Source organism: Bradyrhizobium sp. SZCCT0153 (assembly GCF_018129995.1).
GTDB lineage: Bacteria > Pseudomonadota > Alphaproteobacteria > Rhizobiales > Xanthobacteraceae > Bradyrhizobium > Bradyrhizobium japonicum_G.
On sequence record NZ_JAFCKS010000009.1, the window covers coordinates 112,883 to 126,463 of the forward strand.

The following is a 13,581-nucleotide window of genomic DNA, read 5'->3' on the forward strand; positions in this document are numbered from 1 at the left end:
TAGTGGCTAATCCGCATAGCCGCACGCGTTAGATTTGGCGCAGTCCCGCTTGAGGTAAGGCGAGCACGGCATATGGATCGATCGGACGTTCCCTTCCGGCAATGCGAGAGCAATGCGGCGAATGCACGCTGCGTGCTGACGCGACGGGGCATGCTCTCGGGCGCTGCCGGACTGGTTACGCTGGCATCGTTCCCTGCAGGCTCTGCGCGGGCTCGGGGTGAGACTAGTCCGACAACAGGAAGATTTGGAACAATGGACATCAAACGCAACGGCTCACGCCCCGCTGGCAAAGGCCCCGAAGCATGGTTCAGCGGCACGGTTCGCGTCGATCCGCTCTTTCAGGTGGGTGATCCAGCACAGCTGAGCGGTGGTCAGGTGACTTTCGAACCCGGCGCACGAACCATGTGGCACACCCATCCGCTCGGCCAGACCCTGATCGTCACGACCGGCCTCGGCTGGGTGCAAAGCGAGGGGGGACCGATCGAGGAAATCCGCCCCGGCGATGTCGTCTGGTTCCCACCCGGCGAGAAGCACTGGCACGGTGCGACCGCGACGACCGCGATGACGCATATCGCCATCACGCAGTCACTCAACGGCAAGAATGTCGACTGGATGGAGAAGGTCAGCGACGAACAGTATCGCGAGTGATGTCGCAGCTGGCTGAGTGATATGACCGAAAGACCGAAAATGCAGATGCGCGAGCTCGGCGATAGCGGCCTCACGGTCTCGGCCATGGGACTCGGCTGCATGGGCCTGAATTATCATCGTGGCCCGGCGCCGGAACGGAACGAGATGATCGCGCTGGTCCGCGCGGCGGTTGAACGCGGCGTCACCTTCTTCGACACCGCCGAGGTGTACGGCCCGTTCACCAATGAGGAACTGGTCGGCGAGGCGCTGGAGCCGTTCCGGAAGGACGTCGTCATCGCCACCAAGTTTGGCCACGACCTCGATCCCGCCAGCTCTCAAACATCTGGCGGGCTCGACAGCCGTCCCGAACGCATCCGGCAGGCGGCCGAAGGTTCGTTGAAGCGATTGCGGGTCGATGCGATCGACCTGCTCTATCAGCACCGCGTCGATCCCAATGTCCCGATCGAGGACGTCGCCGGTGCGGTGAAGGATCTGATCGCCCAGGGCAAGGTCAGGCATTTCGGCCTCAGCGAGGCCGGTGCCTCGACCATCCGCCGCGCGCACGCGATCCAGACGGTCGCAGCGATCCAGAGTGAATACTCGCTGTGGTGGCGTCAGCCCGAGGCGGACGTGTTGCCGGTTTGCGAGGAACTGGGGATCGGATTCGTCCCTTTCAGCCCCCTGGGGAGGGGATTCCTCACCGGCCAGATCGACGAGAGCACGAGCTTCGGCGGCAATGACAATCGCGCCGGCTTGCCGCGCTTTACGCCCGAGGCACGCAAGGCGAACAGGCCGGTCGTGGACCTGCTCGCCGAGATCGGCGTTCGCAAGCGTGCAACGCCGGCGCAGGTCGCGTTGGCCTGGTTGCTGGCACAGAGGCCGTGGATCGTCCCGATCCCCGGCACGACGAAGCTCGGCCGCCTCGACGAGAACATCGCCGCGACCTCGGTCGCGCTGACTCCCGACGAACTCAGGCACATCGATGCCTCGGTCGCGCGGATCACCATCACGGGCGATCGCTACTTGCAAGCGGAAGCCGCGCGTACGCAGCGCTGACAGCGCGTACGGCGACCCGATACATCGATAGGAGAGATATCCATGAACATTTCATTCGCAGGAAAGGTCGCGCTGGTGACGGGCGCGGCATCCGGGCTGGGTCTGGCCACGGCAAAAGCCTTCGCGGAAACCGGGGCATCCCTCGCGCTGGCGGACTGGAACGAGGATGCGGTGCGGGCCGCGGCAAGCGAACTGGCCACCCGAGGTCACAAGGCCATCGCGATCCGCTGCGACGTCTCCGACGACGCACAGGTCGAGGCGATGGTCGCGAAGACGGTCGCCGCCTTCGGCAGGTGTGATGCCGCCTACAACAACGCAGGTGTCCAGAACGTCCTCGCAGACACCGCCGACACCACCCGCGAGGACTACGACCGCGTCATGGGGATCAACCTTCGCGGCGAATGGAGCTGCATGAAATTTGAACTGCAATACATGCGCAGACAGGGGAGCGGCGCGATCGTCAATTGCTCGTCTCTCGGAGGACTCGTGGGCGGCGCCGAGCGCGGCATCTATCACGCCGCCAAGCATGGCGTCCTTGGCTTCACCAAGAGCGCGGCGCTCGAATACGCGGCGCGCGGCATCCGTATCAATGCCATATGCCCGGGGCTGATCTGGACGCCGATGGCCGACCAGATGGTCGCTAGCGGCCAGGGCGAAGCTCTCAAGGCCATGGAGAAGAGCGTGCCGATGGGACGGGTCGGCCGGCCCGAGGAGATCGCGAGCGCGGTGCTGTGGCTGTGCAGCGACGCCGCCAGCTACGTGACGGGCCAATCCATCTCGGTGGACGGCGGGTTCATCATGAGGTGACGAGACTACCTACGACGCCGCCCGCGATGCGTCCGCCGAAAGACGCCCTAGCAGTGACCGCGCCGTATCCGACGGCGAGAGCGAATCCACCGAGACGACGGGATCGCTGCGCATCTCGTGCTTGCCGTTCGAGGTGTGGCGCATCACCGCCGACAAGCGGCGCGCGATCATGTGCGCCGTGCGGAAGTCGGTTTCCGCGAACACGACGATGACGGAGCCGTCCTTCTGGGCCGCGCCAAAATCCATCTGCCGCATCAGCCGGCTCAGGATGCGCGCGGCATCGAGCTGGGCGCGGGAGTTGCCGGGATCGAAGGCGAAGCGCGCGACCGAGAGGCCGCCGCCGCGGGCCAGTGTCTGCTCCACCGCCTTGGCAAAATCGCGGGCAAAGGCTTCCACCGTGAGCAGGCCGCTGCGCGGATCGAGCCAGCCGCCGGCATCGATCGAGCGCAGCGTGCGGCTCAGTTGCGATTCCATCGCATGCTGGCGAATCAGCGGCAGCGCGTTGGCGGCGATCTTCGCCGGCTCGCCCGGGATCAGCTCGAGATTGGGCAGGTCGTAGGTCTGCGTCAGCTGGTGTGCGGTGACGACCACGGGCAGGCTGCGGAAGCGGGTGTCCTCGGCGAGCACGGTGAGGAAGGCATCCGTCACGCGCGCGGTAAAACCTTCGGCGAGCACGACGCCGTCGAGGTCGCGGGTGTTGAGATGTTTGGCCGCGGCTTCGATCGAGAGCGCACCGATGACACCGGCGCGCTCGCCGAACGCGACGGAGAGCGCAGGGTAAGCCGCGCCGCGGCCGATCAGGAGCACGGTGGCATCGCGTGCGGGATCGGCCTCCGGCAGCGCGACCTTCACCTCAGGCAGCCGGCGCAGCACCGTGGCATGAAGCGTGCGGACGCGCAGCGCGGCGCGAAGCCGCGCGATCAGGCGGTCGGAATTGCCGCTGCGGGAGGAAAAGGGCAGGGCGTTGTGCGGGAGCGCACCCGCCGCGTCCAGCGCCACGAAGGGAAGGTAAGGCGATTGGTCCGCGATCTTCCTGGCGAGCGGCGCCAGATGCGGCTCGTGTCCGCCGGACATCGTGGCGAGCACGGCGGCCGGCTGCACCTGTTCGACCGCGCGCGCCGCGCTGGCCCAGTCGGCATCGACCACGGGAAACAGCCGGGCCTCGTCCAGCGCCGCAATGAAGGCCGGCCGCTCGACATTGGACACAAACAGGATCGGGCCGGCCTGGGACATCGAGAAACTCTGATCACGGCAACAGGTGCTGCGCAATCTAGTCCGGCCGCCTTAATGCAGCGTCAATGGATCGGTCGAAACTACGCTTAAACCGGCCCGGCCCGGTCGCGAAAAGCTTCGACCATCAAGGGGTTAAGCCCGAGCTCGCTGAGCGCCTCGCGGGCGCGCGTATTGTCCTGGGCCCGGCCCGCCAGCCGGTGACCCGAGAGCCGGTCGGGCAGCGCGGTGAGCAGGGCGCCCTGGCCGAGCCGGCGCGCCCATTCCTGCAGGTCGTTGGAGAGGAATCGGTAGCCGCCGACGGCCATGATTCCGGATGGCGGCGCGGTGATGCAGATCGCGCCGCTCGGACGGTCGATCCGTGCGGCATAGCCGGTGTCGACATAGTCGCGCGGCGGCTGCGCGATCAGGGTCTCGCCGACCGGCTGCGGCGGGGCATAGGCCGCGATCGGCACCATTGCTCCGCGCAGGCCGAGCGTGCCCTTCGGCGTCAGCAGGATCTCGCCGGCGATGGAGGAGCCGGACTGCTCGCGCGGGGCGCCGTGCGGCCCGGGCATCACCGCAACAGGCATGCCGTCCTCGCCGCGACGGGCGCCGAACAGGCCGGCTTCGCCGAACAGATAGACGTCCGTGAGAGGCGCATGCGGCGCGATCCAGGCATCGCTCGCCGCCACCTGCTCCGGGGCGCGCCACAGGCCGATGACGTTGCGTAAGGTAGGCATGCGCGCCGCCAGGTCGGCATCGCCGAGCCGCAGCGCGAGTTGCGCAGGGGCGATCAGCACCTCGCATTCATGCTCGACGATCTGCTGCTCAAGCACGTCGTTCTCGAAGGGGTGATGCAGCGCGAGCGCGCCGCCGCTCAGCAGCCACACCGCGAGCGAGGAGGCGAGGCCGGCGAACGACATCGGCGTAAACGCCGCCATCACGGTCGCGCCCTGCCGGATGTCGGCTTCCAGCGACATCGCGAGCCCACCTGCGATCAGGCTGAAATGCGGCCGCGGCACCGGGCGAAAGCCTTCCGCGGTGACGTCGAAGGAGATCATCGCCGCCTTGCGGCCATCCTGGATCACGGCGCGCGCGGTGCCGGGCGGGCGAGCCAGCACGTCATCGAGCGAGGCCATGCCTTCGGGCAAATCGGCGCCGAAGCCGCAGACATGGCGGATCGAGAAGGCTTCGGCAGCCGCATGCATGGCCAGATCGGCATAGCTGACGCCGTCGACCGTGCTCATGGTGACGATGGCGCGCGCCGCGGTGCGGTTCAGAGCGGCGGTCAGTTCGGCATGACGCCAGAGCAGCGGCAGCACGGCGACGACGAGGCCGGCGCGATGGGCGGCGAGCACGGTGAGCACGAACTCGACCGTATTCGGCAACTGGATCGCAATGACGGAATTGGCCGGCAGGCCCGATTCGACGAAGTAGGCCGATAGCGCCTCGATCGCCGTGTCGGCCTCGGCATAGCTCATCCGCCGCGGCTGGTGCCCGGTCACGCGGGCCTTGTTGAGGGGGTCGAGCAGGGCAGGCGCATGCGGCTGCCGCGTCAGCGTGCGCTGAAACAGCGTGTCGAGCGTCGGCGATACGGCTGGCTGGTTCACGGCGTCACTTTGCTTGATGAGCTTGCGGCTGCCCCTTCGACCACCAGGTCTCCGGCAGGTAGCCGGACAGCGCGGTGGTCCTTGGCCGTTCTATCCGATTCCAGCGCACGATCCATTGCTCGGATACGTTAAACAGGGGGATTGTATAGAAACCGGAGATCAGTGCGCGGTCGAGCGCCCGCACCGCCGAGACGAAAGCCGTATGTTCACGGGCTTCCAGCAGCGCGGCGATCATGGCATCGACCGCGGGATCCTTGGCGCCCATGTAATTGCGGGTGCCCGGATTGTCGGCGGCGGCGCTGCCCCAGTAGAAATATTGCTCGTTGCCGGGCGACAGCGACTGGTCCCAGCGATTCTGGATCATGTCGAACTCGTAGGCGAGCCTGCGCTGGTCGAACTGCACCGGATCGACCGATCGCACGCTCGGCTCGATGCCGGCGCGCTTGAGGTCGCGCTGGAACGCGAGTGCGATGCGCTCCTGGTCGCGAGTCGTGACCAAAATCTCGAAGGTGAAGGGCGCCTTGGTCGCGCGATTGCGCAGCACGGTGCCGTCGAGATCGTAGCCGGCCTCGGACAACAGTTTCAGGGCTGCGCGCAGCGTGGTCCGGTCGCGGCCCGAGCCGTCGGTCACCGGCAGGCGGTAGCCGCCGTCCATGATGTCGGCTGGAATCTGCGCGGCGAACGGTTTGAGCAGCTCGCGCTCGCGCGCATCCGCAGGCCGGCCATAGGACGACAGGTCCGAGCCCGCGAAATAGCCGGGGACGCGCGCGTAGAGGCTGAAGAAGTAGTTGCGGTTGATCAGCTCGAAATCGAACAGCAGCGTCAAGGCCTGGCGCACACGGATGTCGGCGAAGATCGGACGGCGGGTGTTGAACACCAGAAACTCGGAAGGCTGCGGCAACCCGGGCGTGATGGTGTCGCGGATCACCTCGCCGCTTCTGGCAGCCGGAAAATCATAGCCGTCGTGCCAGCGCAGCGGCTCCTGCTCGATGCGGAAATCGTAGAGGCCGCGCTTGAAGGCTTCGAACTGGCCGTTGGCCTCGCGAAAATAGTCGAGCCTGATCTCGTCGAAATTGTACAGCCCGCGATTGATCGGCAAATCGCGGCCCCAATAATCGGGATTGCGGGTGAGCGTCACGTTGGCGCCGGGTTTCACTGCCGTGACGCGATAGGGGCCGGAGCCGACCGGGCCTGTCAGCGTCGTCTCCTCGAAAGCCGCGACGTCGACCGCATGCTTCGGCAGGATCGGCATCAGGCCGAGGATCAGTGGCAGTTCGCGGTCATTGGCTCCGGTCAGGTCGAAACGGACGGTGAGAGGATCTGGCGCGTCGGCTCTGGCGACCTTGGCATAGTATTGCCGGTGGTTGGGGCGGCCGTGGTCGCGCAGCAGCTGCCAGGAGAACAGCACGTCCTCCGCGCGCAGCGGCTCGCCGTCGGAGAAGCGGGCGCGGGGATCGATGTGGAACGTGACAAAACTCCGCTCGTCGTCGGTTTCGACCGATCTTGCGAGCAAGCCATAGAGCGTGAACGGCTCGTCATTGCCGCGTGCGAGCAGGCTCTCGACCACGTAGTTCCGCATCTGCTGTACGGCCAGCCCCCTGACGATGAAGGGATTGAGACTGTCGAAGGTACCGAGAATACCCCAGGTCAGCCGGCCGCCCTTGGGCGCATCAGGATTGACGTAGGGCATGTGGGTGAAATCGGCAGGCATCGCCGGCTTGCCGTGCATCGCGATGGCATGGAGTTCCTCGGCTCGCGCGCCACCAGCCGGGAGCGCGGAGGCCAGGGTCAAGGTGAGGGCCAAGACGAAAGCCGAGACGAAGGCGCAAAAGCGGACGCCGAGGCCCTCAAGAAGCCAACCGAGCGGGCGCTGGAACATGAACATCGGCACACGCTGATTCGAGGACCGCCGGGCCTGAATCCTATCACAGGGAATTTGATGGGACGCTGGCGCCAGGGCGCTCAAAGACGCTTGTCGGCATTGATCTTTTCGTCGGCCACGTTAAGAAGGCGGGCAATCGCGCAAGAGCGCCGAGCCGTCACTTATCCGCCTCAATTGACGGGGAGAGAGCCGCGCCCAAGGCGGCCAGGTTCGGCGCTTCGGAGCGGTTCGGGCACTTCCCGTTCAGAAAGGGTTTTCCGCAATGAATTTCCGTTACTTGGCCGCGTCCGTACGGCTGCGCGGGCGACTTCTCGCCTTGTTGACGGCCACGGCGTTGGCCGTTCCGTTTGCCGCCGAGGCCCAGGCGCCGGCCCCAGGCGCACCCAAGGCGGCTCCGAAGGCCGCTCCGAAGGCCGCCCCCAAGGCTCCGGCACCGGCCGCTCAGGCGCCTGCCCAGCCGGCTCCCGCGCAGGGCGCTCCGGCGCAGCAGGGCGCGGCCCAGCCAGCGGATCAGCAGATCCAGCTGATCTACGCCCCCTGGACCAAGTTCTGCCTCAAGGGCCAGGACGCCAATGCCAAGCAGGTGTGCTTCACCGGCAAGGACGGCCGCATCGAGTCGGGCCAGCCGGTCATTGCCGCCGTGATCATCGAGCCGGAAGGCGAGCCGAAGAAGATCCTGCGCGTGACGCTGCCGCTCGGTATGCAGCTCGTGCACGGCACCCGCATCATCGTGGACAGCAATCCGCCGTTGCAGAGCCCGTACGTGATCTGCTTCCAGAACGGCTGCATGTCGGACTACGAGGCCACGCCCGAGCTCATCAACAACATGAAGAAGGGCCAGAATCTCGTTGTCCAGGCGATCAACGCCAACGGCGCGCCGCTGACTCTTCCGCTGCCGCTCGCCGGCGAGTTCCAGAAGGCCTATGACGGTCCCCCGACCGATCCGAAGGTGTTCGAGGAAACCCAGAAGAAGCTCCAGGAAGAGCTTCAGAAGAAGGCTGACGAGCAGCGCAAGAAGCTCGAGCAGCAGGGCGCGGCTCCCGGCACACCGCCGGCGGCTCAGAAGTAATCGGGACTCAACGTCCGGACATGAAAAAGGCGCTCGATCGAGCGCCTTTTTTGCTGCCCCGCCTGTCGAGGGCGACGCTTAGTTCAGCGACGGATTTCGCGGACGGTAGCCGCCAGTCTTGTCCTTGATGAAGATCTCGGCGACTTGGGAGTGCCGGATCGGCTCGCCGGACTCGTCGGGCAACAGGTTCTGTTCGGAGACGTAGGCGACGTATTCCGACTCAGCGTTCTCCGCGAGCAGGTGGTAGAACGGCTGGTCCTTGTGGGGCCGCACCTCCTCGGGGATCGACAGCCACCACTCCTCGGTGTTGTTGAATTCCGGATCAATGTCGAAGATTACGCCCCGGAACGAGAAGATCCGGTGGCGCACGACCTGTCCGATCTGGAATTTGGCGGTCCGCGCTTTAATCATTCCCCGTCGATAGACCAGGATTGTGGCCGATGCTAGTGCCCTGATCTGGAATTAACCCGCGGTTGCGGGGCGGATAGGCACCAAGTCTTCAGAAAACACTTCATCAATGGTCGATATCCTCAATCTGGCTCTACCCTATTTCGGCTTGATCTTCGTTGGATTCGCCTGCGGCAAGGTCAAATCCCTGCCAGAATCGGGTCTCGCCTGGATGAACTTCTTCTTGCTCTATGTGTCGCTGCCGGCGCTGCTGTTTGCGATCATGTCCAAGACGCCGTTTGCGGAATTGAACAATCCGCCGTTCCTGGTCGCGACCACGCTGTCGACGGTCGCGGCATTCACCCTGGCGCTCGTCCTGGGGAAAGCTATCGGCGGGCTGACGCTGCGCGAGGCGACGCTTGCCGGGCTTTCCGGCGGCTACGGCAATATCGGCTATATGGGGCCGGGACTGGCGCTCGCCGTGCTCGGGACGAAGGCCTCGGCGCCGACCGCGCTGATCTTCTGCTGCGACAGCATCTTCCTGTTCACGATCGTGCCGCTCTTGATCGAGCTGTCCGACCGTGATCACCCCTCGATCGTGCACGCCTTCGGCGTCGTGCTCAAGCAGATCGTGCTCAACCCGTTGATCATGTCGGCCTGCTTCGGCGCGGCGGTGGCCGCGCTCCACATCGAGCTGCCGGTGGCGCTCGACCGCACCATCACCTTCCTTCAGAACGCGGCCGCTCCGACCGCGCTGTTCGTGCTCGGCGTGACGGTGGCGCTTCGCCCGTTCGACCGCGTGCCCTGGGAAGTGCCCGGCGTGATCGCGGTCAAGCTGTTGATCCACCCGCTCGCGGCGTTCGGCCTGATGCTGGCGTTCGGTCCGTTCGCGCAGCCCTGGGCCGCAACCGCGGTGCTGATGGCCTCGCTGCCGCCGGCGCTCAACGTGTTCGTGATCGCCCGGCAGAACGACGCCTGGATCGAGTCCGCCTCCGTTGCGGTGCTGCTCGGGACCTTTGCGTCCGTGGTCACGCTGACGAGCGTGATGTGGGCGATACAGACCGGCCGGCTGGCGTTTCCGTAAAACGCTAACTTCGCCAGATTACCTGCGCCACGTCGGCGTCAGGCCCTCGCGCATCGCAAAGCGCCGGAGCGGGCCGATGGCGCCGAGCAGGTGCATGCCAATGGCGCGGACCGGCTGCAGCGGCAGGAAATCGTTGAGCAGGGAGCGATTGGCGATGTCGATCGCGAACGTCCGGCTCAGGATGTCCGGACGCCGCGCCCGGTCGTAGCGCTTGAGCACGTCGGGGTCGCCGGGATCCTGGCCCGACGCGATGGCTTCACCCGCGAGCTTGGCAATGTCGGCGGCATCGCGCAGGCCGAGATTGAGGCCCTGGGCGCCGATCGGGGGAAGCACATGGGCGGCTTCGCCGACCAGCGCGATCCGGTCGCGGCCGAAGGATTTCGGCCGCTCGATCGCCAGCGGGAACAGGTTGCGTCCGGGCTCGACCGTCATGCGTCCAAGGATCGACTGCGACTGCTTCTCGATCGCGGCGGAGAGTTCCGCGTCGCTCAAGCCGCGTAGCCGCTCGGCGTCCGCGGGCGCCGCGACCCAGACGATGCTGGAACGGTTGCCGGGCAGTGGCACGAACACGCAGGGCCCGTGCGGCGTGTGGAACTCGGTCGAGACGTTGCGATGCGGGCGCGCGTGGCCGACGTTGAAGGTCAGCGCGGTCTGCGACAACTCACGCCGGGTTACTTCGATGCCGGCGGCTTCGCGGCACAGCGAATGCCGGCCGTCGGCACCAACCACGAGGCGGGCCGCGATGAATTGCGCGGAGGCCGTCCGGATCGCAACGTCGTCGGCCGCGACGACGATGCTCTCGGCCTCGTCGTCGAAACGGACGAGGTTGGAGAACTCACCCGCGCGCTCTTCCAGCGCCAGCATCAGCGAACGATTGTCGATGTTGTAGCCGAAGGCGTCGAGCGCGATCTCGTGACAGGAGAAGCGGACCTCCGGGGCGCGGAACAGCCGCCCGGTGTTGTCGACGAGCCGCATGATTTCGAGCGCCGCCGCCTTGTCCTTGCAGCGCGGCCAGACGTCGAGGCTCTCTAGCAGATCGACGGAGGCACCTAACAGCGCGGTCGTGCGATTGTCGGCATAGGGCACGCGCCGCGCCACCAGCGCGGTTCGTGCACCCGCCTGCGCCAGCGCGATGGCCGCCGCAAGGCCCGCCGGTCCGCCGCCGATCACGGCCGCGTCATGGAGTGTCGATGCATCTGTCATGGAACGACATTGGACACGCCCCGCGACAAATTCAAGCCCACCTGTTTTTCCCTGATTTTATGGCGAATTGTGCGACCGAGCGCCGCAATGGCGGATGTGCAAACCGGTGTCATTCTGATAGCAGAAGCCATGGAGACCCAGCAGGATTCCCTGAAGCCCAGACCCGCGATCCGCGCCGCGGCCTTCTCGGTGCACATCTTCACCGCCTTCGGCGCGGCGATCGCGCTGCTGGCGATGCTGGAGGCGGTGCGCGAGCATTGGGCGGCGATGTTCGGATGGCTGGGTGTCGCCCTCGTCATCGACGCGATCGACGGGCCGATCGCGCGCCGGCTCAACGTCAAGGACGTGCAGCCGAACTGGTCGGGCGACGTGCTCGATCTCGTGGTCGATTTCGTCACCTATGTTTTCGTGCCGGCCTATGCGATCGTCGCCAGCGGCCTGCTGCTGCCGGTTGCCGCGCCCTTGCTCGGCGTCGCCATCATCGTCACCAGCGCACTATATTTCGCCGATCTGCGCATGAAGGCGGATGACAATCATTTTCGCGGTTTTCCGGCGCTGTGGAATGCGGCGGCGTTCTATCTGTTCCTGCTGCACTGGCCGCCGCTGGTCTCGACGCTGCTGGTCGCAAGCCTGGTGGTGCTGACCTTCGTGCCGTTCCACGTGCTGCATCCCGTCCGCGTCGTGCGGCTGCGCTGGCTGACGATGTCGCTGATCGCGGTCTGGGCGGTGCTCGGCCTCTATACGCTGAAGATGGATTTCCGCGTCGGCGCCGGCGTGACCATCGCGCTCTGCGCGATCGCGCTCTGGATCAGCTTCAGCGACGCAATGATAAGGCTGACAAGATCCTTCGCATGATGCACCTGTTGACCAGTCCCGAAGCCTGGGCCGCGCTGCTCACCCTGACGGCGCTCGAGATCGTGCTCGGGATCGACAACGTCATCTTCCTGTCGGTCATCGTCTCGCGCATCCCCGAGAAGCAGGCCAACCGCGCCCGCCAGATCGGGCTCGCGCTGGCTCTCATCTTCCGCATCATGCTGCTCAGCGTGCTGGTCTGGCTGATCGGCCTCACCGCGCCGGTGTTCTCTTTCTCGGTTTACGACTTCTCCTGGCGCGACCTCATCCTGATCGGCGGCGGCCTGTTCCTGATCGCGAAGGCCACGCACGAGATCCACGCCGAGGTCGAGGCCGATGACGGCGAGGGCGATGAGAAATCCGGCGGCAGCGCCTTCTTCTGGGTGATCGTCCAGATCATCATCATCGACATCGTGTTCTCGCTGGACTCGATCATCACCGCCATCGGCATGGCGCAGGACATCGAGATCATGATCGCGGCCGTCGTGATCGCCTGCCTGATCATGTACATTTCGTCCGGGCCGGTGTCGCGATTCGTCGCCGAGCATCCGACCACCAAGATGCTGGCGCTTGCGTTCCTGGTGCTGATCGGCGTCGCGCTGGTCGCGGACGGATTCCAATTCCACATTCCGCGCGGCTACATCTATTTCGCAATTGCGTTCTCGGCAGCGGTCGAATTCTTCAACGTGCTGGCCAAGCGCAACCGCAGAAAATCGGCCAAGCCGCCCGTTTAACCGTTCCAGTTTGCGTCGAGTTGACAAGGCGGGCGCGATGTCTTTCGCTGAGCTTTGAGAAGAGGAGGTCAGGTAATGACCAAAGCCGTCCGTGTCCACAAGGTCGGAGGCCCCGAGGCCCTGGTCTATGAGAGCGTCGAGGTGCCGGCGCCCGGGCCCGGCGAGGTGCGCATCCGCCAGCATGCGGTCGGCCTGAACTTCATCGACGTCTATTACCGCACCGGCCTCTACAAGGCGCCGGAACTGCCGTTCATCGCCGGCAACGAGGCCTCGGGCGAGGTCGCCGCGGTCGGGCCGGGCGTGACCAATTTCCATCCCGGCGACCGCGTCGCCTATTACCACAATCTCGGCGCCTATACCGGCGAGCGCAACATCCCCTGGGAGAAGCTGGTCAAGCTGCCCGACCACATCACCTACGAGCAGGGCGCCGTGCTGATGCTGAAGGGGCTGACGGTCTGGTATCTCCTGCACAAGACCTTCAAGGTCGAGCCGCATCACCGCGTGCTGATCCATGCCGCGGCCGGCGGCATCGGCCTGTTGGCCTGCCAATGGGCGAGGGCGCTCGGGGCACACGTCATCGGCACCGTCGGCTCGCGCGAGAAGGCCGAGCTTGCCGAAGCCAATGGCTGCGACCACGTCATCCTGTACAATGAGGAAGACTTCGTCGCGCGCGTCAAACAGATCAGCCGTAACGAGGGCTGCGACGTCGTCTATGACGGCGTCGGCAAGGCGACCTTCCCGGGCTCGTTGTCGTGCCTGAAGCCGCGCGGCATGTTCGTTTCTTTCGGTAACGCGTCAGGTCCGGTGCCGCCGTTCTCGATTGCCGAGCTCAATAATCACGGCTCGCTGTTTGCGACGCGGCCGAAGCTCAACGACTACGTCGGCACCCGCAAGGAACTGCTGGAAGGCGCCGACACGCTGTTCGCCGCCGTCATCAACGGCAAGCTGCACGTGCCGATCAACCACGCCTACGCGCTGAAGGATGCCGCGAAGGCGCATATCGATCTCGAAAGCCGCAAGACCACCGGCGCGTCGATCTTGAAGCCGTAGTTTCCTTC

The 13,581-nt window shown here is 65.7% G+C and carries 13 protein-coding genes; 8 read left to right on the plus strand and 5 right to left on the minus strand.

Going from position 1 to position 13,581, the window contains the following annotated elements; translation table 11 throughout:
- The first annotated feature begins 252 nt into the window (after positions 1-252).
- The 3 genes from JQ572_RS29840 to JQ572_RS29850 are packed head-to-tail and all read left to right on the plus strand — an operon-like array spanning position 253 to position 2,490.
- Positions 253-648 carry a (R)-mandelonitrile lyase gene (locus JQ572_RS29840; RefSeq protein WP_211386405.1) on the plus strand — a complete coding sequence of 132 codons (396 nt, stop codon included), beginning with the start codon at positions 253-255 and terminating at the stop codon, positions 646-648.
- 39 nt (positions 649-687) lie between these two features.
- Complete coding sequence (locus JQ572_RS29845) at positions 688-1,683, plus strand: aldo/keto reductase (RefSeq protein ID WP_211386502.1); 996 nt, start codon at positions 688-690, stop codon at positions 1,681-1,683.
- Between the two features lie 42 nt (positions 1,684-1,725).
- Positions 1,726-2,490, plus strand: coding sequence for an SDR family NAD(P)-dependent oxidoreductase (locus tag JQ572_RS29850; protein WP_211386406.1), 765 nt, complete (start codon positions 1,726-1,728; stop codon positions 2,488-2,490).
- A gap of 9 nt (positions 2,491-2,499) precedes the next feature.
- Here JQ572_RS29850 and JQ572_RS29855 read toward each other — a convergent pair whose 3' ends face one another.
- From JQ572_RS29855 to JQ572_RS29865, 3 genes are all read right to left on the minus strand, one after another.
- Entirely contained in the window at positions 2,500-3,723 is a 1,224-nt protein-coding gene (locus JQ572_RS29855) for a GGDEF domain-containing protein (protein ID WP_211386407.1), read from the minus strand.
- Positions 3,724-3,809: 86 nt separating this feature from the next.
- Positions 3,810-5,312, minus strand: coding sequence for an AMP-binding protein (locus JQ572_RS29860; RefSeq protein ID WP_211386408.1), 1,503 nt, complete (start codon positions 5,310-5,312; stop codon positions 3,810-3,812).
- A gap of 4 nt (positions 5,313-5,316) precedes the next feature.
- Positions 5,317-7,197, minus strand: a complete 1,881-nt coding sequence (locus JQ572_RS29865; RefSeq protein ID WP_211386503.1) for an extracellular solute-binding protein — start codon at positions 7,195-7,197, stop codon at positions 5,317-5,319.
- A gap of 259 nt (positions 7,198-7,456) precedes the next feature.
- Here JQ572_RS29865 and JQ572_RS29870 point away from each other — a divergent pair, with 259 nt between their 5' ends.
- The gene (locus tag JQ572_RS29870; protein WP_211386409.1) at positions 7,457-8,263 is read left to right on the plus strand and encodes an invasion associated locus B family protein; all 807 of its coding nucleotides are present in this window, start codon (positions 7,457-7,459) and stop codon (positions 8,261-8,263) included.
- A gap of 78 nt (positions 8,264-8,341) precedes the next feature.
- On the opposite strand, the gene hspQ is transcribed toward JQ572_RS29870, so the two are convergent.
- The gene (gene hspQ / locus JQ572_RS29875) at positions 8,342-8,674 is read right to left on the minus strand and encodes a heat shock protein HspQ (RefSeq protein ID WP_092028580.1); all 333 of its coding nucleotides are present in this window, start codon (positions 8,672-8,674) and stop codon (positions 8,342-8,344) included.
- Positions 8,675-8,780: 106 nt separating this feature from the next.
- Between hspQ and JQ572_RS29880 the strand changes: the two genes are divergently transcribed.
- On the plus strand, positions 8,781-9,734 hold the full coding sequence (locus JQ572_RS29880; protein WP_211386410.1) for an AEC family transporter: 954 nt from the start codon (positions 8,781-8,783) through the stop codon (positions 9,732-9,734).
- 18 nt (positions 9,735-9,752) lie between these two features.
- Here the strand turns inward: JQ572_RS29880 and JQ572_RS29885 are convergent, their stop codons facing one another.
- Entirely contained in the window at positions 9,753-10,937 is a 1,185-nt protein-coding gene (locus JQ572_RS29885) for a UbiH/UbiF family hydroxylase (protein ID WP_211386411.1), read from the minus strand.
- An 87-nt stretch (positions 10,938-11,024) separates the two neighbouring features.
- Here JQ572_RS29885 and pcsA point away from each other — a divergent pair, with 87 nt between their 5' ends.
- From pcsA to JQ572_RS29900, 3 genes are all read left to right on the plus strand, one after another.
- The gene (gene pcsA / locus JQ572_RS29890; RefSeq protein WP_211386412.1) at positions 11,025-11,792 is read left to right on the plus strand and encodes a phosphatidylcholine synthase; all 768 of its coding nucleotides are present in this window, start codon (positions 11,025-11,027) and stop codon (positions 11,790-11,792) included.
- Entirely contained in the window at positions 11,789-12,523 is a 735-nt protein-coding gene (locus JQ572_RS29895; protein ID WP_211386413.1) for a TerC family protein, read from the plus strand. The genes pcsA and JQ572_RS29895 overlap by 4 nt, the downstream gene beginning before the upstream one ends.
- A 75-nt stretch (positions 12,524-12,598) precedes the next feature.
- Positions 12,599-13,573 (plus strand): quinone oxidoreductase family protein, encoded by a 975-nt coding sequence (locus tag JQ572_RS29900; protein ID WP_211386414.1) that lies wholly within the window; start codon positions 12,599-12,601, stop codon positions 13,571-13,573.
- Positions 13,574-13,581 lie beyond the last annotated feature (8 nt).